Annotated in this window: 26 protein-coding genes; 18 read left to right on the forward strand and 8 right to left on the reverse strand. The window is 50.1% G+C overall.

Going from position 1 to position 22,302, the window contains the following annotated elements:
* Positions 1-67 precede the first annotated feature (67 nt).
* The 16 genes from nifU to JUJ53_RS03085 all read left to right on the forward strand — a co-directional run bounded on the left by nifU (position 68) and on the right by JUJ53_RS03085 (position 13,800).
* Positions 68-1,009, forward strand: a complete 942-nt coding sequence (nifU, locus tag JUJ53_RS03010; RefSeq protein ID WP_204150498.1) for a Fe-S cluster assembly protein NifU — start codon at positions 68-70, stop codon at positions 1,007-1,009.
* Between the two features lie 162 nt (positions 1,010-1,171).
* Positions 1,172-2,047 (forward strand): nitrogenase iron protein, encoded by an 876-nt coding sequence (nifH, locus tag JUJ53_RS03015; RefSeq protein ID WP_204150499.1) that lies wholly within the window; start codon positions 1,172-1,174, stop codon positions 2,045-2,047.
* Between the two features lie 94 nt (positions 2,048-2,141).
* Entirely contained in the window at positions 2,142-3,581 is a 1,440-nt protein-coding gene (nifD, locus tag JUJ53_RS03020; protein WP_204150500.1) for a nitrogenase molybdenum-iron protein alpha chain, read from the forward strand.
* Positions 3,582-3,745: 164 nt separating this feature from the next.
* A complete protein-coding gene (gene nifK, locus JUJ53_RS03025; protein WP_204150501.1) occupies positions 3,746-5,320 on the forward strand; it encodes a nitrogenase molybdenum-iron protein subunit beta in 1,575 nt (524 codons plus the stop codon).
* Positions 5,321-5,375: 55 nt separating this feature from the next.
* Positions 5,376-5,672: a nitrogen fixation protein NifZ gene (locus tag JUJ53_RS03030; RefSeq protein WP_204150502.1), complete on the forward strand. Its 297-nt coding sequence runs from the start codon at positions 5,376-5,378 to the stop codon at positions 5,670-5,672.
* A 36-nt stretch (positions 5,673-5,708) separates the two neighbouring features.
* Positions 5,709-8,591 carry a nitrogenase iron-molybdenum cofactor biosynthesis protein NifE gene (gene nifE, locus JUJ53_RS03035; RefSeq protein ID WP_204150503.1) on the forward strand — a complete coding sequence of 961 codons (2,883 nt, stop codon included), beginning with the start codon at positions 5,709-5,711 and terminating at the stop codon, positions 8,589-8,591.
* 57 nt (positions 8,592-8,648) lie between these two features.
* Complete coding sequence (gene nifX, locus JUJ53_RS03040) at positions 8,649-9,086, forward strand: nitrogen fixation protein NifX (RefSeq protein WP_204150504.1); 438 nt, start codon at positions 8,649-8,651, stop codon at positions 9,084-9,086.
* Positions 9,083-9,562 (forward strand): NifX-associated nitrogen fixation protein, encoded by a 480-nt coding sequence (locus tag JUJ53_RS03045; protein WP_204150505.1) that lies wholly within the window; start codon positions 9,083-9,085, stop codon positions 9,560-9,562. The genes nifX and JUJ53_RS03045 overlap by 4 nt, the downstream gene beginning before the upstream one ends.
* Before the next feature lie 25 nt (positions 9,563-9,587).
* A complete protein-coding gene (locus JUJ53_RS03050; RefSeq protein ID WP_204150506.1) occupies positions 9,588-9,809 on the forward strand; it encodes a CCE_0567 family metalloprotein in 222 nt (73 codons plus the stop codon).
* Entirely contained in the window at positions 9,806-10,123 is a 318-nt protein-coding gene (gene nifW / locus JUJ53_RS03055; protein ID WP_204150507.1) for a nitrogenase-stabilizing/protective protein NifW, read from the forward strand. Before JUJ53_RS03050 ends, nifW begins: the two co-directional genes overlap by 4 nt.
* 183 nt (positions 10,124-10,306) lie before the next feature.
* Complete coding sequence (locus tag JUJ53_RS03060) at positions 10,307-11,098, forward strand: HesA/MoeB/ThiF family protein (RefSeq protein WP_204150508.1); 792 nt, start codon at positions 10,307-10,309, stop codon at positions 11,096-11,098.
* A gap of 114 nt (positions 11,099-11,212) precedes the next feature.
* The gene (locus JUJ53_RS03065) at positions 11,213-11,578 is read left to right on the forward strand and encodes an iron-sulfur cluster assembly accessory protein (RefSeq protein WP_204150509.1); all 366 of its coding nucleotides are present in this window, start codon (positions 11,213-11,215) and stop codon (positions 11,576-11,578) included.
* Positions 11,579-11,643: 65 nt separating this feature from the next.
* Positions 11,644-11,943, forward strand: a complete 300-nt coding sequence (locus tag JUJ53_RS03070; RefSeq protein ID WP_204150510.1) for a 2Fe-2S iron-sulfur cluster-binding protein — start codon at positions 11,644-11,646, stop codon at positions 11,941-11,943.
* Positions 11,944-11,989: 46 nt separating this feature from the next.
* The gene (gene fdxB, locus JUJ53_RS03075; protein WP_204150511.1) at positions 11,990-12,286 is read left to right on the forward strand and encodes a ferredoxin III, nif-specific; all 297 of its coding nucleotides are present in this window, start codon (positions 11,990-11,992) and stop codon (positions 12,284-12,286) included.
* A gap of 77 nt (positions 12,287-12,363) precedes the next feature.
* Entirely contained in the window at positions 12,364-12,984 is a 621-nt protein-coding gene (locus JUJ53_RS03080; protein ID WP_204150512.1) for a cupin, read from the forward strand.
* A 213-nt stretch (positions 12,985-13,197) separates the two neighbouring features.
* On the forward strand, positions 13,198-13,800 hold the full coding sequence (locus tag JUJ53_RS03085; protein ID WP_239124736.1) for a class I SAM-dependent methyltransferase: 603 nt from the start codon (positions 13,198-13,200) through the stop codon (positions 13,798-13,800).
* Positions 13,801-13,887: 87 nt separating this feature from the next.
* Here the strand turns inward: JUJ53_RS03085 and JUJ53_RS03090 are convergent, their stop codons facing one another.
* From JUJ53_RS03090 to JUJ53_RS03125, 8 genes are all read right to left on the reverse strand, one after another.
* A complete protein-coding gene (locus JUJ53_RS03090; RefSeq protein WP_204150514.1) occupies positions 13,888-14,598 on the reverse strand; it encodes an urease accessory UreF family protein in 711 nt (236 codons plus the stop codon).
* A complete protein-coding gene (locus JUJ53_RS03095; protein ID WP_204150515.1) occupies positions 14,595-15,104 on the reverse strand; it encodes an urease accessory protein UreE in 510 nt (169 codons plus the stop codon). The genes JUJ53_RS03090 and JUJ53_RS03095 overlap by 4 nt, the downstream gene beginning before the upstream one ends.
* On the reverse strand, positions 15,101-16,060 hold the full coding sequence (locus JUJ53_RS03100) for an urease accessory protein UreD (protein WP_204150516.1): 960 nt from the start codon (positions 16,058-16,060) through the stop codon (positions 15,101-15,103). The genes JUJ53_RS03095 and JUJ53_RS03100 overlap by 4 nt, the downstream gene beginning before the upstream one ends.
* Before the next feature lie 2 nt (positions 16,061-16,062).
* Complete coding sequence (gene ureG / locus JUJ53_RS03105) at positions 16,063-16,704, reverse strand: urease accessory protein UreG (RefSeq protein ID WP_204150517.1); 642 nt, start codon at positions 16,702-16,704, stop codon at positions 16,063-16,065.
* Between the two features lie 21 nt (positions 16,705-16,725).
* Entirely contained in the window at positions 16,726-18,435 is a 1,710-nt protein-coding gene (gene ureC / locus JUJ53_RS03110) for an urease subunit alpha (RefSeq protein WP_204150545.1), read from the reverse strand.
* Positions 18,422-18,826, reverse strand: a complete 405-nt coding sequence (locus JUJ53_RS03115) for an urease subunit beta (protein ID WP_204150518.1) — start codon at positions 18,824-18,826, stop codon at positions 18,422-18,424. The genes ureC and JUJ53_RS03115 overlap by 14 nt, the downstream gene beginning before the upstream one ends.
* Positions 18,826-19,146: an urease subunit gamma gene (locus JUJ53_RS03120; protein WP_204150519.1), complete on the reverse strand. Its 321-nt coding sequence runs from the start codon at positions 19,144-19,146 to the stop codon at positions 18,826-18,828. The genes JUJ53_RS03115 and JUJ53_RS03120 overlap by 1 nt, the downstream gene beginning before the upstream one ends.
* A 420-nt stretch (positions 19,147-19,566) precedes the next feature.
* On the reverse strand, positions 19,567-20,316 hold the full coding sequence (locus JUJ53_RS03125; RefSeq protein ID WP_204150520.1) for an SDR family NAD(P)-dependent oxidoreductase: 750 nt from the start codon (positions 20,314-20,316) through the stop codon (positions 19,567-19,569).
* Between the two features lie 123 nt (positions 20,317-20,439).
* On the opposite strand from JUJ53_RS03125, the gene JUJ53_RS03130 reads away from it, so the two are divergent.
* Both JUJ53_RS03130 and ltaE read left to right on the forward strand, forming a co-directional pair.
* The gene (locus JUJ53_RS03130) at positions 20,440-21,030 is read left to right on the forward strand and encodes an antibiotic biosynthesis monooxygenase (protein ID WP_204150521.1); all 591 of its coding nucleotides are present in this window, start codon (positions 20,440-20,442) and stop codon (positions 21,028-21,030) included.
* 107 nt (positions 21,031-21,137) lie between these two features.
* Positions 21,138-22,178: a low-specificity L-threonine aldolase gene (ltaE, locus tag JUJ53_RS03135; RefSeq protein ID WP_204150546.1), complete on the forward strand. Its 1,041-nt coding sequence runs from the start codon at positions 21,138-21,140 to the stop codon at positions 22,176-22,178.
* The last annotated feature ends 124 nt before the right edge of the window (positions 22,179-22,302 follow it).

A 22,302-nucleotide genomic window follows, 5' to 3' on the forward strand; every position in this document is an offset into this window, starting at 1 on the left:
GGTTAGACATTAACTATTCGTGAACGAAGTATAAACTTTATCCACCTCTCACCCCCTTTAAACTGCCATGTGGGACTACTCTGAAAAGGTACTGGAACTCTTTTACAATCCTCTCAACCAAGGGGCGATCGCAGACTTGAATGAGCCTGATGTGTCTGTTGTTTATGGTGAAGTGGGTAGTATTGCCTGTGGCGATGCTCTGAGATTACACCTTAAGATTCAGGTTTCTGCTGATACAGTTCTTGACGCTCGATTTCAAACCTTTGGCTGTACCAGTGCGATCGCTTCATCCTCTGCTTTAACGGAAATTGTTAAGGGTAAAACCCTGGATGAAGCACTCAATCTATCCAATCAAGATATTGCAGAGTATTTAGGAGGTCTGCCCGAAGCTAAGATGCACTGTTCGGTTATGGGGCAGGAGGCTCTAGAAGCAGCTATTTATAAGTATCGTGGCATTGCGATCGCCGATCACGCAGATGATGACGGGACACTCCTCTGTACCTGCTATGGTATCAGTGAGCCTAAAGTTCGTCGCATCATTACTGAGAATCAACTCACCACCGTTGAACAAGTTACTAACTATATTAAGGCTGGAGGCGGTTGCGGTTCTTGTTTAGCTGGAATTGAAGACCTATTGCTAGAGGCACAATCTCCAGAAACTGTAGCTGTTGCAGTTGCTCAGCAAAATAACCTATCTCAAAGCTCTAATCATTCAGCCCCATTCGCTACTGCTAACCCATCGACTTCAACCCTTGCCTCCCCGCCTCTGACCACCATCGAGAAAATTATGCAGATTCAGCAGGTCATTGATGACGAGGTACGCCCCGTGCTGATGGCTGATGGCGGCGATGTGACCCTCTATGATGTCCAGGGCGATCGCGTTCTAGTTAAACTTCAAGGAGCCTGTGGTTCCTGTTCCAGCAGTACAGATACGCTTAAGTATGCCATTGAAGCCCAACTACAGCGCCGTGTGCTTTCAACATTGGTTGTTGAAGCGATCGCTCATTAATTGTTAGCTCAATTACCTTATTTTAGTCATGCCCTATCTTGTTCATGCCGGACGCTCTCCACCCCTCGTCCGTTGCAACTCTCCGCTACAGGTTCTTGCCTACTCTCGAACGAACTGATTTCTTCAATTCAGACTTGATTCCCACTAAGGAGACATTCCCCCATGAGACAGATTGCATTTTACGGAAAAGGTGGCATTGGCAAGTCCACAACCTCCCAAAATACCTTAGCCGCTATGGCTGAAATGGGTCAACGCATCATGATTGTTGGCTGTGACCCCAAAGCAGATTCCACTCGCCTGATGCTACATAGCAAAGCCCAGACCTCTGTGCTACAACTGGCTGCCGAACTCGGTGCCGTTGAAGATGTTGAACTCGATCAAGTGCTGCAAGAAGGCTATCGCGGCGTCAAGTGTGTTGAGTCGGGTGGGCCAGAGCCTGGTGTCGGCTGTGCCGGTCGAGGTATCATCACTGCCATTAACTTCCTAGAAGAAGAGGGGGCGTATCAAGACCTAGATTTCGTATCCTATGACGTCTTGGGTGACGTTGTTTGCGGTGGATTCGCAATGCCTATTCGGGAAGGTAAAGCTCAGGAAATCTACATCGTGGTTTCTGGTGAAATGATGGCGATGTATGCGGCGAATAATATCGCCCGAGGTGTTTTGAAATATGCTCACTCTGGCGGTGTGCGTCTAGGTGGTTTGATCTGTAACAGCCGCAATACCGACCGAGAAATTGAGCTTATTGAAGCTCTAGCTGCAAAGCTCAACACTCAGATGATTCACTTTGTTCCTCGTGATAATGTGGTTCAACATGCTGAGCTACGACGCATGACGGTTAATGAGTATGCACCGACGAGTAAGCAAGCAGCAGAATATACCGCCCTTGCTGAAAAGATCATCAACAACAAGAACCTGACTATCCCCACCCCGATCTCTATGGATGAGTTGGAAGAACTGTTGATTGAATTTGGCATCCTTGATAGCGATGAACAATACGAACAAGCGATCGCCAATGATCCAAATCTCACTCCTGTATAGCTTCTAGTGTAATCAACTGGGGAGATTGAGGTCTCGATCTCCCCGACACGTTCCATCTTGCCTCCTAATCCCCTACCTTATCTAAGAGGGCGCTATGACCACTGTAGATGACAGAAAAGAAATTGTTCAAGAGGTGCTCGCAGCCTATCCCGATAAAGCTAAGAAGCTGCGAGCTAAGCATATCAGCGTTCAAGACGCAGAAAAATCTGATTGTGGTGTTAAATCCAACAAAAAATCTGTTCCTGGAGTTATGACTACCCGTGGCTGCGCCTATGCAGGAGCCAAAGGGGTGGTTTGGGGCCCCGTCAAAGACATGATTCACCTCAGCCATGGACCTGTAGGCTGTGGCTATTACTCCTGGTCTGGTCGCCGCAACTACTATATCGGTACTACTGGTGTGGATACGTTCGGTACCATGCAGTTTACCTCCGATTTTCAGGAGCGTGATATCGTTTTTGGTGGAGACAAAAAACTCGATAAAGTCATTGATGAAGTCGAAGAACTGTTTCCTCTCAGTCAAGGCACCACCATTGAGTCGGAATGTCCTGTAGGCTTAATTGGTGATGACATTGAAGCTGTGGCTAAGAAGAAAGCTAAGGAGTATAGTAAGCCAGTTATTCCTGTTCGTTGTGAAGGTTTTCGGGGCGTTTCTCAATCTCTTGGACACCATATTGCCAACGACACGGTACGAGATTGGGTACTGCCAAAGGCTGACGAGTACCGCAAGCTGCCGGAAGGCTATGAACCCGGCCCTTACGATGTCAATATTATCGGCGACTACAACATTGGAGGAGATGCTTGGCCTAGCCGTCTGCTTCTAGAAGCCATTGGTCTACGGGTAATCTGCCAGTTCTCTGGAGATGGTACCTTCAACGAAGTGGTGATGACTCCTCTGGCTAAGTTTAATCTTATCCACTGCTATCGGTCGATGAACTACATCTGCCGGTTTATGGAGGAAAAATACGGTATTGGTTGGATGGAGTATAACTTCTTTGGCCCTACCCAAATCGCTAAGTCTCTGAGAGCGATCGCTGCTCAGTTTGACGAAACCATTCAGGAAAAAGCTGAACAGGTCATTGCTAGCTATCAAGCCCGCATGGATGCGATCATAGCCAAATACCGTCCTCGCTTAGAAGGTAAAACAGTGATGCTGATGGTAGGCGGTCTACGCCCCCGTCACGTGGTTCCTGCTTTTGTCGATCTGGGCATGAAGATTATCGGCACCGGATATGAATTCGGACATGGCGATGACTACAAACGCACTGCAGACTATGTCGATGATGGCACCGTTATCTATGACGATATCAGTGGCTATGAATTCGAAGAATTTGCTAAACAGCTCAAGCCCGACCTGATCGCTGCTGGCATTAAAGAAAAGTATGTTTTCCAGAAGATGGCTCTACCCTTCCGCCAGATGCACTCTTGGGATTATTCTGGGCCTTACCACGGCTATGACGGTTTTGAAGTCTTTGCCCGTGATATGGATTTAGCCATTAATAATCCGACTTGGAGCCTTATCAAGACTCCATGGTAATAAGGACAATGGGGAGATGAAACGACGTAAGATAAGAATAGACGATCTTGAGGTCTGATTGTTCTTGTAACACAAAAGCTGTTTCTACATCTCCCCACCCTATGAATTACCTCTCTTGATGAATACATTGTCTATCTGCCTTTCCCCCTCCTAAGGAGATCCCCATGACTCTCAACGACGAAAATACTATTCCGGCCCCTTGTGGAGCCGACGATCCGGGTCAAATTAAAGACCACTTTGACCTATTTCAGACTCAACCTTACCAAGATCTGTTTGACTATAAGCGGCAATTCGAAGGTGCCCATAGCCCAGAAAAAATTGCTGAAATAGCTGAATGGACAAAAGGCTGGGATTATCGGGAAAAGAACTTTGCCCGAGAAGCTCTAACTATTAATCCTGCTAAAGCTTGTCAGCCTTTAGGTGCCTTGTTTGTAGCCTCTGGTTTTGAAGGTACGCTGCCCTATAGCCATGGCTCCCAAGGCTGTGTTGCCTATTTCCGTAGCCACCTTACTCGTAACTATAAGGAGCCTTTCCAAGCTGTATCTTCATCCATGACAGAAGATGCCGCTGTATTTGGTGGACTAAGCAACCTGAAACAGGGCTTAGAAAATTCCTATACCCTCTATAAGCCAAAGATGATTGCTCTTTGCACCACCTGTATGGCTGAGGTTATTGGTGATGATATCGGGGCCTATATCACCACAGCTAAAAAAGAAGGACATATTCCCGAAGATCTACCCGTGCCGGCTGCCCACACCCCTAGTTTTGTGGGTTCCCACATTACCGGCTATGACAACATGCTGAAGTCTATTCTCAACACCTTAGTCACGGATAAAAAAGCTGACACGTCAAATGGTAAGGTTAACTTTAACCTAGGCTTTGACCCCTACATCGGCAATATCCGTGAGCTGAAGAGAATTTTAGGTCTGTTTGGCATTGACTACACTATTCTGTCGGATAACTCTGATACCTTTGACTCTCCCAATACCGGCGAGTTCAAAATGTATAACGGTCTCACAACCTTGGCTGAGACAGCCGACGCAATTAACGCTGAAGGAACCGTCTTTTTCCAGACCTACACGACTCCAAAAACCCAAGAGTATATCGCTAAGGAATGGGATCAAAAGACCTATAACTTCCGTCCCTTTGGCATCAAGGGTACGGACGAGTTCCTCATGTCATTATCGGCTATCACCGGCAAGCCCATTCCCCTGGAGCTTCAGCAGGAGCGAGGTCGAGCTGTGGATGCTCTAACTGACTCCCAAGCCTGGATTCACGGCAAGCGAGTGGCTCTCTACGGTGATCCTGACCATACGTTGAATCTGATCCAGTTCTTGCTAGAAATGGGAGCGGAGCCAGTTCATATCGTCGTTACGAACTCCAACGATGAATTTGAAGCAGAAGCCCGTGAGATGCTGACGAACAGCCCTTATGGACAAAATGCTACGGTATGGGGTAAGAAAGACCTCTGGCACTTGCGATCGCTCATGTTTACTGAGCCGGTAGATTTGCTAATTGGCAATTCCTACGGCAAGTATCTGTGGCGTGACACTGGCACACCCCTTGTGCGTATTGGTTATCCGATCTTTGATCGCCATCATATGCATCGCTATGCAACGCTTGGCTATCAGGGTGCTATCAACCAGTTCAACTGGATTATTAATACCATCCTGGATGAACTGGATCGCAAAACCAGCACAATTGCCAAGACTGATATTTCCTTTGATTTGATTCGCTAGTCCAATCTGGCCAGATACATTCGGTGTATCTGGCCAGTATTCCCAGGAATAAATGATGACTCTTTCAGAAAACATTGAACTTGATGCTCCACCCGTTTTTGAGCTAGGCAACCGAGTACGAGTTCGCAGGCTAATCCGCAATGATGGTACATTTCCCGGTAAAGATATTGGCTTTCACCTAGCCCAAAAGGGAGATATCGGTTACGTGATTGGTATTGGAACCTATTTGCAACGAGTGTATATCTACTCTGTGCATTTTCTGGAAAGCAACTATGTTGTTGGTTGCCTTAGCAAAGAATTAGAGCTTGCTGAAGACCTTGCTCATGTATCTGTCGCCGACTCGCTCACCTAATGTTTGCTTTAGTTCACTTCTTTATTCCTACCTACCATGACTCTCACCCAAGGCAAACTCAACCAACTCCTAACCCAGCCCGGCTGTGAGCACAACCACAAGAAAGGTGGTCAAGGTAAACATAAAGCGTGCCAACAACAGGCTCAACCTGGTGCAGCTCAGGGTGGTTGTGCTTTTGATGGAGCCAGCATTGCGCTTGTTCCGATCACTGATGTGGCTCATGTCGTCCATGGCCCAATTGCTTGTGCCGGGAACTCATGGGGTAGCCGGGGTAGCTTGTCCTCAGGGCCGATGATCTATAAATTAGGCTTCACCACCGACTTAAGTGAAAATGACATTATCTTTGGCGGTGAAAAGAAGCTCTATCAAGCCATTTATGAAGTCAAGACACGCTACAGTCCTGCTGCCGTTTTTGTATATCTAACCTGTGTTACAGCGCTAATCGGAGATGATTTAGAAGCCGTATGCCGGGTAGCTAGCCAGAAATTTGAGATTCCTGTGATTCCTGTGACCTCTCCTGGATTTGTTGGCAGTAAAAATCTGGGCAACCGTATCGGCGGCGAAGCACTGCTCACCTATGTGGTAGGAACGGCTGAGCCTGAGATCACAACGCCCTATGACATTAATTTAATCGGTGAATATAATATTGCAGGAGAAATGTGGGGAGTGCTTCCCCTTTTGGAACAGCTAGGTATTCGTGTTTTAGCTAAGATAACTGGAGATGCTCGCTACCATGATGTGGCCTGTGCCCATCGGGCTAAGCTCAACGTGATGATCTGCTCCAAGGCACTGATCAATATGGCTCAAGCAATGGAGGAACGCTACGGCATTCCCTACATCGAAGCCTCAATCTACGGCATTGAAGATATGAATCACTTACTGCGTAGTATCGCAGCTAAGCTAGGAGATGCTAATTTGCAGGCTCGGGTTGAGACCCTCATCGCCCGTGAAACAGCCCACCTAGATGACGTTCTTGCTCCGTACCGCGATCGCCTCCGTGGTAAACGAGTCGTGCTTTATACTGGAGGCGTTAAAAGCTGGTCTATTATTTCTGCTGCTAAAGACCTAGGAATTGATGTGGTGGCCACCAGCACTAAAAAGAGTACAGAGGAAGATAAGGCTCGTATCAAGACTCTGCTGGGTCAAGATGGCATCATGATGCAGAAGGGCAACGCTCAAGAATTGCTGACCGTGATTGCTAAAACCAAGGCGGACATGTTGATTGCTGGTGGACGCAATCAGTACACTGCTCTCAAGGCCCGCATCCCTTTTCTTGATATTAACCAGGAGCGCCATCACCCCTATGCTGGTTATGTTGGCATGGTGGAAATGGCTAAGGAACTGGATGAAGCGCTGCATAGCCCGGTGTGGCGGCAAGCACGGTTAGCACCGCCCTGGGATAAGCGTGAGCCGATCGATGATGTCTCACCCGCGTCTGATGATTTGACCTCTATCACCCAGGTGCTCTCTCGTCAAAAGTCTCTCACGGTCAATCCTCTCAAGCAAAGTCAACCTCTGGGGGCAGCTCTAGCCTTTCTGGGGATTCAGGGGATGATGCCCCTATTCCACGGCTCCCAGGGCTGTACAGCCTTTGCCAAGGTTATGCTAGTGCGTCACTTTCGCGAAGCTATTCCCCTTTCCACCACAGCCATGACGGAAGTCAGCACGATCTTGGGCGGTGAGAGTAATGTGGAAACTGCAATTTTAACCTTGCTAGAAAAATCCCAGCCCCAGATCATCGGTCTTTGCACCACAGGATTGACAGAAACCCGAGGCGATGACATGCCGGATATTCTCCGCACTATCCGCGATCGCCACCCGGAGCTAGTCAATTTCCCCATCCCCTTGGCGGCAACACCTGATTTTAAGGGAGCGTTGCAGGATGGCTATGCGGCAGCCGTTGAGGCGTTGGTGCGGGATGTACCGTTTGACCTGGAGATTGCTCAGGCGGCTTGTCAGGACAGCGATCAGGACAGCTTCAAAAATCAGGATAGCGATCAGGGAAAGCGATCGCCCTCTGACAACCACCTGACTTCCCTTGCTTCTCGCTTGTCCAGAAAACAGCTTCAGATCACAGTTTTAGCAGGGCCATCCCTGTCTCCTGGAGATGTGCAGGCTGTGAAAGATATGATCGAGCTGTTTCATATGACGGCTGTGGTAGTGCCCGATCTTTCCGCCTCCCTCGATGGTCATTTAGCCAACGATTATCAAGCCGTTACTACTGGCGGTACCCCACTATCCCATCTGCGTTGCCTGGGTGACTCTGTCTTTACCCTTGCCCTAGGTCAGTCTATGGCTGCTGCTGCTGCCCAAGTACACCAACGCTTCGGCACAGAGTTTGAGGTTTTTCATAGCCTCACCGGGCTAGAAGCGGTTGATCGCTTTCTACATCGGCTATCGCTTGTCAGCCAACAGCCTATGCCTGAAAAAGTTTGGCAGCAGCGCCAGCAGTTACAGGATGCGCTGCTCGATACCCACTTTTTCTTTGGTCGCAAACGAGTGGCTCTAGCCCTAGAACCCGATCTACTCTACCGTATGGCATGGTGGTTGACGACAACTGGTTCCACTGTCCATGCCGCCGTTACGACTACCAAATCTCCCTTGCTTAAACATCTACCCATTGATACCGTCACGATTGGTGACCTAGAAGATCTGGAAGATCTGGCTGTTGGCGCAGATCTCATTATTGCTAACTCCAATGCTAAGGGACTAGCCCAGCGCTTGGGTATCCCTCTCTACCGTCTTGGCTTTCCCATTTTTGATCGCCTCGGCAACGGGCGTCATTGCACCGTTGGCTACAGCGGCACAACTCAACTCCTGTTTGACATCGGCAATATCTTTCTTGATGCTGATGAGGCCGCAGCCCACGCCTTGGTGTATGGGTGGCAAGAGGGCGATCGCTCTGCTAAGACTGGATAATGATGGTCCTTGACCCAACTGTTTCCCGATTTCCATTTATGATGAGGAGACCTCACGATGAAAATTGCCTTCACCACCAACGACTCAGTTCACATTAATGCGCACTTCGGCTGGGCCAAGCAAGTCGATGTCTATGATGTCAATACTGAAGGTTATACCCAATTAGAAACCTTAGAATTCCAAGGGGATCTAAAAGAAGATGGTAATGAAGATAAGTTAGAGCCCAAACTTAAGGCGCTGCATGACTGCACGATTATCTATGTTGCTGCCATTGGCGGCAGTGCAGCAGCGCGGCTCATCCATCGAAATATTACCCCCATTCAGGCAAAATCAGAGCAGGACGAGATCCAGGATGTACTCGATCGCCTGGTAGAGACGTTGAAAGGCAGTCCACCGCCCTGGCTGCGTAAAGCCCTCCTGAAGGGACAACCTCGTAATTTTGATGATGTCTTGACAGATACTGTAAACCCTAGCCAGCAGGAGGTTGTCCTATGAGCCCTGTCGAAACGACCACTACCCTGGATGCCGCCCTCTTGATCGATGCTTCTCCCTTTCTTAAAGCCATCGTGCAGCAAATTCGCGCTAATGATGCCTATGGTACCTTACGCAATTGGTCAGATGAACTCTTACTCAAGCCCTATGTAATCAGCAAAGCCCAAAAGCGTGAGATTTCTGTAGAAGGTGAGGTTAACGCTATCACCCAAGGTCGGATTATGGCCTTCCATAGAGCGATCGCTTATCGTATTGAAGAAGAAACAGGCCAGCTTTCCCAGGTGGTGATTGACCTGAGCCACGAAGGATTTGGCTGGGCATTAATTTTTTCCGGTCGGCTGATTCTAGTTAGTAAAACCCTGCGTGATGCCCAGCGCTTTGGTTTTGACTCCCTTGAAAAACTTAGCACGGAAGGAGAAAAACTAGTGGACAAAGGGATTGCGCTAGCCCGGCAATATCCTGAAGTCTGTGATATCTAACCTGCTCTAATCTATGGTTGTGGCTATGACTCAAGTAACCCAATCTGCTACCGTCGATGAGTTACGACAACAGATCAAAAAGTTGAACAGTAAAGCCGGTCAGCTCAAGATGGATCTTCATGATATTGCTGAAGGTTTACCCGCCGACCTAGATCAACTCCTCGATACTGCTGCCCGCACTCATGCCATCTATTGCCAGCTTCGTGACCTTAAGCAACAGCTCAAAACGTTAGAGGATAAGCTATGATGACGCTACGCCCCACCCTTGCCCAGTTTAACCAGATTAAAGATGCGGAGGCCTACTTTGAGTTTTTTGGATTGACCTATGATCCGCATATTGTCAATGTCAATCGCTTACATATTCTGAGAAAGTTTTCCCAACTGGTGAGTGCTGAAGATTCATCCCAGGATGATGATCAACTGCTCAAGGCTTACAGGCAAGCTCTACAAACGGCTTATAACCTGTTTGTGACTTCCAACTCTGTTGAACAAAAGCTGTTCAAGGTTTTTCAAGACAGACCTAAGAATATCGTAATGTTGTCTGACATTGGTATGGAGTAAGATCTAATAACCTCTAACATAATGGAGCGATCGCCCCCCAATCCAGGCTAGGCGTTGCTGAATCGATATATGATTTGCTCGCGTTCCGATGTCATAGCCTCATTCAGCAACGCCCCATGCTAATCTATCTCAGTCTTACGGATCATATTGCTGTTGTTCGTTGCATTCCTACGTTTTAACCCTATGCTTCCCCTTCTTACGCCCATTGAACTTGAACGTTACCACCGCCAGATCATGCTACCTGGTCTAGGAGAGATGGGCCAACGTCGCCTTAAGAATACAACTGCTCTGGTTACTGGCGTTGGTGGCTTAGGGGGAACAGCGGCACTCTATCTAGCAGTGGCTGGCGTAGGGCGACTGATTCTAGTGCGAGGCGGCAACCTCCAGCGCGACGATCTCAATCGCCAAATTCTGATGACGGATGACTGGGTCGGTAAGCCTAGGGTGTTTAAGGCTCAGGAAACCTTAGCCCATCTCAATCCCGATATTCAGATTGAAGCGGTCTGTGAATATGTCAATGCGGATAATATTGACTCCCTCGTGCAGCGTGCAGACATCGCCCTCGACTGTGCTTTTGATTTCAAAGAGCGTGACTTACTGAATGCTACCTGTGTGCGCTGGGGTAAGCCGATGGTCGAAGCAGCTATGAATGATATGGATGCTTACCTAACCACGATTGTGCCAGGACAAACTCCCTGCCTTGCCTGCATTTTTCCTGAAAAGCCAGACTGGGATCGTTGGGGCTTTGGAGTTTTGGGCGCAGTATCCGGTACTCTGGCTTGTCTAGCGGCTTTAGAAGCTATCAAACTGGTGACGGGACTGGGTGAGCCTCTGCTAGGAAAGCTGTTGACGATGGATTTAGCAAGAGCAGAGTTTGCCAAGCGCCGCGCCTATCATGATCCGAATTGTCCGGTTTGTGGAACATTCAAACAGGAGTCTTCCAGACCATATTGTTTAAGTCAAAGGATAAGATAATATGAACTACGAGCGAGATCCACCCTGCTTGAGGAATCTTCTGACCGCCATGACTAGATGGGACAAACGAATCAACGTGGTGTCCCAGATATTCTCTAGCAAGTGAGAACTCCCATGACCATTACCCTGACTGAACTAGCAGAGCTCCGCCTTCGTGCGGTGGTTCGCAGCACTCCCAACAACAGCCCAACCCGAGGTATTCGCTTAGCGGTTAAGGATGGAGGCTGTAACGGTTACGAGTATGACATTAAAATTTCCGACGCTCCCAAATCTGATGACCAAGTCGTAGAGTCTGGTAGTCTCAAGGTATTCATCGATCCCAAAAGTGCTCCTTTACTTGAGGGTATTGTGGTAGACTATATCGATAGCTTACTGGAGAGTGGCTTTAAGTTTACTAACCCCAATGCTACCGATACCTGTAGCTGTGGCAAATCGTTCCAAGCTGGAGAATGTAGTCCGGCAGGGGTGCCTTGTTCATAATCCTCAACCACACTCAACGTTGACTGCGTTCATTTTTATCTCTGTCCTCTACAAGGAGATCGATGATGACAACCTATCAGGTTCGATTGATTAACAAAAAGCGTAATATTGACGTCACAATTCCTGTTCCCGACGATATGTATATCACGGATGCAGCGGAAGAACATGATATTGAACTCCCCTCCTCCTGCAAATCTGGGGCTTGTTCTACCTGTGTTGGTAAGCTCGTAGAAGGAGACATTGATCAGGAAGATCAATCATTTTTAGATGATGAGCAAATAGCCAAGGGTTTTGTGTTGTTGTGTTCAACCTATCCTCGATCAGACTGCACGATTAAGACCCACATGGAAGCTTATTTGGTTTAACCCTAATTGCTCAAACCACCTTAAATTCACACGAGAGGAACCTATCATGGCTACATTAACTGGACTTACCTTTGGAGGTCAACCCTGGATTCCCGAGTTTTTGCAGCGCATTAACTGGGAAACCTGTCTAGGCTGTGGTCGCTGCTTCAAAGTTTGTGGCCGAGGCGTTATGTCCCTGATTGCCCTGAATGACGAGGGAGAGATCGTGGATGAAGACGATGATGATGATGAAGTTGAACGGAAAGTGATGCATGTTATCAACGCAGCTAACTGCATTGGCTGTCAAGCATGCGATCGCGTTTGTCCAAAAGGCTGCCATGCCTATGCTCCCATGCCTGCCTAGAGCGATCGCTTCTCATCTGATAATTCTGGGTAGAGAGAGAAGCACCAACTCTACCCAATCCTTATCCTAGAAGAACCATGACTGAGATGCTCCATCAAGATTGGTTTGTGGATGCTAACGGCCAGTGTCAACCCTGCCTTACCCCGCGTCCGTGGGGGCTCTTGCAGGATCATTATTATCTGCATCAATTCCTCAGCGATGTCTTGCATAGTCTGACCCATTCTCCCCATGAACTCGATCAGCAAGACTATTTACCCCTCATTCGCTGTAAGGTTCGACAACTGATTCTCAACTCCTACTGGCTGAGAACTCAACGTAAGCATCCTGATCCTAAAACAGGGACTGCCGTGATCACCCTCTACGATGAAATCGGCTATCCCCTGACCGTCCAAACCGTTACGACTAATCCTGGTACCATTACTCCCATTCATAACCACGGTACATGGGGCGTGGTCGCTATTCTCAAAGGACAGGAACACCATACCTTTTGGCGTAAGTTGGCTAATCCTGACCGGCTAGCGATCGCTGGACAACAAACTCTTCAGGTTGGGGAAATCATCAGCTTTGTGCCTGATGCTATCCATCAAGTGGAAACAATTGGCCCAACCCCGGCTCTAACGTTTCAACTTTACGGAGATACTCAACCCAAGACTCGCTTCCAGTTTGAGCCTGATCCATTGGTTGTTAAGCCTTTCTAGATACGTTCTATCTAGAGTGCAATGTGTCTCTTCACTCACATGATTACCCACACTATTACTCACATTATCATTCACCTTATGTTTTGATGAACCTCAAACCTATTCCTACCTAGTTGAATAGAATCCTAGAGGGGCTAACCTAGCCTAATCTTCATGTGCGATTTTTTTAACCGTTGGCCCATACCTGATACAGTGAAAGCAACGGAGGGAACGATGAAATTTGAACCGAAGTGGCTTCAGTACTATCAAGCTGTTCAAGGGCGTCCACCCCGAACGACGCTGGTAAAAGCCTTAGACTACTGCGCTCAAGATGTCCAGCCTCTGAGACGTTTTGCCGTAGATTTGGGCTGTGGTGATGGACGGGATACGGTCGAACTGCTCCGTCAAGGCTGGCGAGTGTTAGCGATTGAGGGGGAGCCAGAAGCGATCGCCCGCCTGCGACGACGACCCGATATTGATCGCACCTACTTAGAGACCAGGGTGCAGCGGTTTGAAGACCTCACCTTACCGCCGGACGTCAGCTTGCTGAATGCTAGCTTTTGTCTACCCTTTTGCCCTCCAGACTATTTCCCTGATCTGTGGGAGGATATTGTGGCTGCCCTAGCACCAGGAGGACGCTTCTGCGGGCAGTTATTTGGCGATCAAGACTCTTGGTCTGTTTATACAGATATGAACCATCATAGTCGTGAGCAAGTGGAGCAACTCTTATCTCCTTTTGTTTTAGAAGTCTTTGAGGAGGAAAATCATCCTGGTAAAACGGCTTTAGGAGAGGATAAGCACTGGCATATCTTTAATATTGTGGCTCGTAAGCGCTAGAGTGGCGTTGCTGAGTCGCAATAGGATTGGCTGAGGAACTGTGAGATATCCACACTACTTTAGATACAAACAATACGAAAATTAAGGTCAGTTACTAAAGAGTCTCTGAGGTAGATGTCGATGTTTCATTTGAGCTAGGTCAATGGCAGGGGTGTAAGACCAAAGGTCGTCTAGGGAGCGATCGCTTGTCTGCTGTATCACCTGATGGATATCGGGTGCAAGGGCTGTGATTATCCGCTGGGCGTGAATATGTCCTACGGCACCTAGGCGAATGGCGACGCCGGCTAATCCGGTTAACCAGCTATGTAAATAAGCGAAGACCGTATCATCAGCGTCTAATCCTGCAGCTCTGCCAACGACGGCAAATACAATGGGATGTAGCCCATGAATCTGCTGCTTCAACACATCAGCTTGGAGGCTCTCCAGTTGCTCATCGGGCCAGGTCGATCGGGCTACCATCAGCAAGGCTTGCCCACTTTTTTGCTGGGCCTCTCTCGCCGACTGCACTAGGGTATAGGCAAAGAGCATCTGATCGGCTCGCCGCACCTGCTTGAGGTCTCCTACTACACTCCCGTGATGGGCTGCTAAGAGGGCGACAACATCCGACGATCCGACTTTGTTGTGCAACAGAATTTGTAGATAGGTTGTCACATCATCAGGCGATCGCACCTGTCCCGACTGCACCAGAGACTCTAGACCATGAGATAAGGTAAATGATCCAGAAGGAAAAAACGAATCTGAAAGCTGCATCAGCGCCAAACGGCGATCGCAGTCTGTGGTGGTGATAGAAGGAGTCATGGGTGGCTGTGGGGAGAGGACGGTAGGGGATGATCCAGCGATCGCACGCCGTAGTCGATCACTAAGCCGGGAATATGTAGATGTTGGAGGGTGGTTTCAATCACGGAGCGATCGACAACGAGCTGAACATAGATCGTCTGATCCACGATGGACATGGGCCAATGGTGATTGCCGAGGGTATAGCCCAGCAACACGAGCTGTTGAGCATAATCTGTGGTGTCTTGGGTGAATCGCAGGATCATCACGTCGGGGATTTGCACATGGATCAACAGCAGGCGACCCTTCTCGGTTTTAAATAGATCCCCTTCCCTCAGCGACCAGCCCCGATCTTTGATAATCCCAACCTGCCTACCAGCAGACTCTACGGTAATTCGACTTTTGCGACAATCATCTTCAGTGAGCTCCACCTCAATACAGCATCCTTCTGCATGGGCAAGGGCCACCTGCTGCTGAAGGACGGGATCGTGCAACATGTTGCCTAGATAGTGCTGAGCGATGATCGTCATTTGGGCACCTCGGGTAAGGGCGACTGTCCTTCTAGGAGCCTCACCGCGTTTAGGGCTTGGTCAAAGCAGCGTTTGATTCGGCTGATGCAGTCGGCGGTGGCCCGAATCACGAACCCGTTGCAGTTTGGTAAGGACGAATAGCTAGCCTCTATTGTAGCAGCCGGCTGGTTAGCGCATACTTGCCCAAGGACTGCTTCAAGCTGAGCCTGCTCAATATTGGGATAGATGAGCAGGAGAGTCGCTAAAATTGGCTGACGGGCAAAGAGAGGGCTGTGGCAAAAGGGATGGGATTGCCCCTCTAAGCGCAGCGCATCACCAAGGATTAATCGTCCGTCGGGGGAGGACACCGTGAGCCGACTGGAATAGTGGTGAAATTGATAATATTCTTGCCGTGCTAAGCGTCCCGGTACGATGATCTCGCTGAGGCATAGCTGCGCGCTGGGATGCAGGATCACCTGGGTATGCTGGTTTAACGTAGATTCGTTATAGAGAATCAGCGGTTCTGGCAAGAACTCTAGGCTACCCCCCGCTGCAACTTGCAGGATATAGTCCACCGTTGCCGGTCTGTCAGGTGTGGGCATTCGATGGACTTTGGTGGCTGCTTGATCGGTGAGATAAAGATGGGCTTGGGCATCCACTTGGACACCAATACGAAAGCGATCGCCCTCCATCAAACCTGGTGAGGTATTCATGAGATAGACATAGGCGCGATCGCTCTGTGCCTGATCTATCTGGGCCTGCTTGACCTGCTCTTGATCTAAGCGAAAGACATTGGAGACCCGAAAGGGATGGGTGGCATATTGCCGAGATACGAAGCTTTGCCGATGGCGATCGCTCTGCACCCGCAGATAGACATCAAAATCAGTGACGGCTCCTAGTCCATGGTCAGGGTGAGAGATCTGAGACTCCTGTGGGGACGGAGATCGATGGATCGATGGATCGAGTTGAGAAACCATGGCTAGGCAACATCTGTTCTAGGGTTGTTTGAGCGGTGAAACAGGAGTTTTTCGTCAATGAAGTCTAGCACCTGCTCCAGACCCTCGCCGGTTTTACAGTTGGTGTAGGCGGTGGGCTTATGGCGACGACGTTCGGCAGCGTCGCGGCGGATCACCTCTAGATCGGCACCCACGTAGGGGGCAATATCAATTTTGTTGATCACCACCAGATCTGCCTGCAAAAATCCCGGCCCATTTTTGCGGGGAATATCATCCCCTGCGCCGACGTCTAAGACAAAGATATAGGCATCAATCAGGTCATAGCTAAAGGTCGAGGCTAAATTATCGCCGCCACTTTCAACAAAAATTAGATCAAGCTGGGGATACTGTTGCTCCAGTGCAGCGATCGCCAATAGATTCATCGTGGGATCTTCACGAATGGCTGTATGGGGACAGCTTCCGGTTTCGACGCCAACAATACGTTCCTGAGGCAAAAATCCCTTTCGCTTGAGGCGATCGGCATCTTCCTGGGTGAGCAGGTCATTGGTGACCACCGCCACCTCAATGCCTCGCTGGGTCAGCAACGGCACCAAGCATTCCAGCAGGGCGGTCTTGCCGCTGCCCACCGGGCCACCCACCCCTAATCGCGCTACAGATGGTTTCATGATCGTTTCTATCCGTCATTTCTATCGAAACATATACAGCCGTCCCAGGGGAACGGATTGGGCTGGTTCACAGGTGGCCAATTGTCCATCAACGCGCACCTGAAAGGTATCCGGATCCACTTCAATGGCCGGACAGGCGTCGTTACGTACCATATCTGCCTTAGACAGCGATCGCGTTCCCTTCACGGGCAGGAGCTGTTTCTGTAAACTCAGGCGATCGGCTAGACCATTGGCGATCGCTGCCTCGGTGACAAAGCAGGTGGAGGTGGCCGCACTGGCCGCCCCGTAGCTGCCCCACTGGGGACGATAGAGAATCGGTTCACAGGTCATCAGAGAGGCATTGGATTCACCCATGGGCGACCAGGCAATAAATCCACCTTTGATCACCAATTCTGGGCGCACGCCAAAAAAGCCGGGCTGCCACAGCACAATATCGGCTAATTTACCGGGTTCAATGGAACCGACGTAATCGCTGATGCCACAGGTGCGGGCCGGATTAATCGTATATTTCGCTAAATAACGCAGCACTCGATGATTATCGTGGCGATCGCTATCTTCCGGTAGAGAGCCGCGCTGATCTTTCATCTTCGAAGCCAATTGCCACGTGCGACGAATCACCTCACCGATCCGCCCCATGCCTTGACTGTCCGACCCCAGCATACTGATGGCCCCCATATCATGGAGAATATCTTCAGCTGCGATCGTTTCTGCCCGAATTCGAGACTCGGCAAAGGCTACATCTTCTGGAACCCGTGGATTGAGATGGTGACAGACCATCACCATATCCAGATGTTCATCAAAGGTGTTGACCGTGTAGGGATTGGTGGGATTGGTGGATGACGGGAGACAGTGGGAATAGGATGCCACCTTGATAATATCGGGAGCGTGACCGCCGCCAGCTCCCTCGGTGTGATACATGTGGATCGTGCGACCGCGAATCGCCGCTAGGGTATCTTCCACATAGCCCGACTCGTTGAGGGTATCGGTGTGAATTTGCACCTGGCAATCGTAGTTGTCGGCGACCGATAGACAGGTATCAATCAGGGCGGGCATGGCTCCCCAATCTTCATGGATCTTGAGACCAAAAGCACCGTTTTCCAGTTGTTCATTCAAGCTAGCCGGTAGGCTAGAACTACCTTTGCCTAGAAAGCCAAAGTTAATGGGAAATGCTTCCGCTGCTTTCAGCATCAGACCTACGTTGTAAGCGCCGCTGGAACAGATACCGACGGTAACTGGCCCAAGTCCACCCCCCAGCATGGTAGTGAGTCCACTGGACAAGGCCTCAGCACAGAGACCGGCACTATCAAAGTGGACATGGCAATCCAGTCCCCCAGCGGTGGCAATCAGTCCCTCACCGGCCCGCACGTCGGTGCCAGCACCCACGATCAAATTAGGCGTCACACCGTCCATAATGCCAGGATTTCCAGCTTTACCGATGCCGACAATCCGACCATCTTTGATGCCAATGTCGGTTTTGATAATCCCCTGCATGGGATCAATCAGCACCACATTGGTGATCACCAAATCCAGCGCGCCCTGGGCCGACGTAACTCCAGGAGCCATACCCAGACCGTCTCGCAGGGTTTTGCCGCCGCCAAAGACACATTCATCACCGTAGACCGTGGTATCTCTTTCCACTTCTACGATCAGAGAGGTATCGCCCAAGCGAATGCGATCGCCCGTGGTGGGGCCAAAGAGTTCGGCATACCGTTCGCGACTAATCTCCATCAGCATCCTCCATCGTCATAAAGCCAGATGTTTGGGCCTGAGCTAGGGCCGCTTCTCGAACGCCCTGATCGTCTAAACATCCGTTGACCAATCCGTTCAGCCCGTAGATCGTGCGACTACCAGCGATCGCCACCAAGGTGACCGATTTAGTATCCCCCGGCTCAAACCGCACTGCCGTTCCTGCCGGAATATCTAAGCGAAATCCCAACGCCTGAGCGCGATCAAACTGTAGAGCACGATTCACTTCAAAAAAGTGATAGTGAGATCCCACCTGAATAGGGCGATCGCCCCCATTGGCTACCTCAAGCTGGCGCTGTTCCCGACCCGCATTGAGATGGAGCGTACCGGGGTCACAGAGAATCTCTCCGGGGCCTGATCCATGCGAACTTGCCATTACACAGACTCCTGGGGCATCCGAATAGGATTGTGAATACTGACTAGCTTGGTGCCGTCGAGAAAATGGGCCTCAACCTGAATCAGGGGAATGAGTTCCGGGACACCGGGTAGCACATCATCGACGGTGAGCCACGTTGCCCCTTCTGACATCAGCTCTGCCACGCTTTTGTCCATGCGCGCACCTTCCAAAACTTGGTCGGTGATGAAGGCGATCGCTTCGGGAACATTGAGTTTCACGCCGTTCTCTTTGCGCCGCCGGGCAATCTCTGCGGCGGTAAAAATCAAGAGTCGATCGAGTTCATGGGGAGTGAGGTACATAACCCGACACTGCCTCAACTTAGTAAAACATAGGGACAAGCAGCTAAGCGCTTAACGTAGGTCAAATTTAATTTTGAGGTTAACTATTAAGCGCAGCTTATGAGGAATATAGGCGGTTTTAGGGAAGGTAATAGTTAAAAATTTATAAAGGAGTGAGGAAACCATGACCTACTAGGCTCGGCATGGGGGATTGACCGGTCATGTCAAATCTGGAAAATTACTTCACACTTACCTTTGTAGGGTATCGCCCACTCTAATGGCACTTTATCTATTTGTCTGACTAAATGATCGACCATTAGGTAGGTGGACTTAATGAAATGGAGCTAAGTTTCCGGGGTTCGACTACGCTCAGCCCTCTTCTCCTAAGGATTGGAGCATTGAGCGACGTCGAAAGGCCTGCCAATAGCTACATCCTCCCACTTACCAGGGTAACGGACTACCGTCCCAGGAGAAGAATCCACCACTATTGACGGTATCGAGATTGTCGATCACGTCCATCAGTTGCTGAACTGTGCGATCGCAGGAAAATAATTTTTCGGGAGGGACACTGCGCTGAAAGGGTTTGGACAGACGGGTGTCGGTGGTTCCAGGATGGAGGGTGACGAGGATGGTCTTGGCCCGCTTGCGCTGATACTCGATCGCTGCGGTATGCATGAACATATTCAGGGCGGCTTTGGAGGCGCGGTAGCCATACCAGCCGCCGCTATAGTTATCGCCAATGCTGCCAACCTTGGCGGAAATGGTGGCAAAAACACTGCGATCGCCATGGGAGAGCAGGGGCAAGAGGTGTTTCGCCAACAGAATCGCACCAATGCTGTTCACCTCAAAGTAGCGCAGCAGGTGTTCGCAGTTAATCTGCCGTAGGCTTTTCTCGGGCTGCAGATCGCCATCGTGCAGTAAGCCCACGCAGTTCACCACCAAATGTAAAGAAGGCGTGGTGCGGCTGATATGAGCGATCGCTTCCTCAATCTGGATTTCATCCGTCAGGTCTACGGGCAAGCAGGTTAACCGATCATCAGCGATCGCCAGCAGATGCTCTGCTGAACTAGGCGATCGATAGGTGGCATAAACCTGAGCGGTCGTCTGCTGCTGCAAAAGATACTGCACAAAGCCTAAACCAATTCCCTGACTTGCTCCCACAATCAGTGCATGAATCACCGCTAACGCCATCCTTAAAACACAACTTGTTCTATTGTGACGTAGCCAAGCGATCGCTGCAGGTGTAGTGACGCTGACGATGAGACCATGACCTGAGACAATAGAAACACTTCACCTGTCGCCAACTATCTACCTATGACCGTGCCGCCCTCCGATTCCATCACTGTTGTCATCTCAGAACTTGTTGAACCGACACGCATTCACGAGTATGAAGCCTGGACACAGGGATTTAACCAAGCTGCCCAGCAGTTTGACGGATTTTTGGGTGTAGAGATCATTCGTCCCCGTGATCACGATTTTCCAGAATATGTGATTATCATCCGATTTGATAGCTACATCCATTTGCGTGAGTGGCTCACCTCACCCACCTATTATCAATGGCGATCGCGATCGCCTGAGTTTGTAGCAGCCCGCTCTCAGCAAGAGCTATCCAGCAGTCTAGAGCTATGGTTTACCCTGCCCTCAAACTCAGCATCCAAGTATTCCCAGCCCGCCTACTATAAGCAGGTGATCCTCGGTGTCATCGCGGTTTATCCCTTAATTTTGCTGTCTAACCTGGTGTTTTCTCCCTTGGTTAAAGATTGGCCGCTGTGGGTAGGTCTATTGCTGACTGTCCCTGTCGTTTCTGCCTTACTCACCTATCCCGTCATGCCTTGGCTCACCAAGCTATTTAGCCCTTGGCTCTACCCATCTTTATCTGAGCGCGATCGCTCTTCCATACGGTAATCAAATATTGCCCCAAGCGATGGCTGCTGATCTCAGCTCTACCAAGCCACTCAAGATGGGGCATGATGGAAGATCAATCTGGACAACCAACCCCAACGATGACTCAAATGATGATTGATCTCCGCAGCGATACGATTACCCAGCCTACCCCAGAGATGCGTCAAGCGATCGCCCAAGCGCCGGTGGGCGATGATGTTCTAGGTGATGATCCCACGGTGCAAGCGCTAGAAACCTATGTGGCTCAGCTTCTGGGTAAAGAGGCAGCGGTCTATATGCCCTCGGGCACGATGACCAATCAAGTGGCTCTGCGGGTGCATACGGAGCCGGGAGATGAGGTGATTCTGGAAGCGGAAGCCCATATCTACTACTATGAAGGCGGTGGGCCGGCGGCTCTTTCTGGGGTCATGTGCCGCTTAGTGGCTGGACAACAGGGCATTTTCACGGCCCAGGATTTACTATCGGTGCTGCGGCCGTCCGATCCACATTTTCCTCGCACCCGCTTGGTTTGTTTAGAAAATACCCATAATCGCGGCGGCGGTCGTATCTTTCCTTTGGCAGACATCCAGGCTATTGCGGAGATCTGTCGCGATCGCCATCTAAACCTGCATCTAGACGGAGCCCGCTTTTGGAATGCTTGTGTCGCGACAGGTCTATCGCCCGCAGACTATGCTGCCCCCTTTGACACCATCAGCGTCTGTTTCTCGAAGGGTTTAGGTGCGCCGGTGGGGTCTGCGTTGGTCGGATCAGCGGCAGATATGCAGCGCGCTCGACGGTTTCGTAAGCTATTCGGCGGTGGAATGCGTCAGGCCGGCCTCTTGGCTGCCGGTGCCCTCTATGCCCTGCAGCATCACTACGATCGCCTGGCTGATGATCACGCCCACGCGCAGATTCTGGCTCAATCCCTAGCTGAAATTCCCGGTATTCAGGTGCATCCTGCGGATGTGCAGACCAATATCGTCGTGTTCCAAACGCCCGATCGAGATGCTGTGGCGGTAGCCAAACAGCTTGACCAGCAAGGGGTTAGGGTCTTGCCCGTTGGCCCCCACGCCCTGCGGGCCGTGACGAACTTGATGGTGTCTAGGGCACAGATTCAACAGGTGCCGGAACGGGTGCAGGCTGTGCTGGGATCAGGCATCGCCCTATCCTAGGTTCTGAAATCTTTTCTGTGTCGTCTCTGTAATACTACTGGGGCAGTGCGGAGAGACTAGGATATAGTTGAAAAGCCTTGATGTTCACGGATAATTAACCGACGTTACTGCGCCCTTAACTTTT

The sequence above is a fragment of the Leptolyngbya sp. CCY15150 genome (assembly GCF_016888135.1).
GTDB lineage: Bacteria > Cyanobacteriota > Cyanobacteriia > RECH01 > RECH01 > RECH01.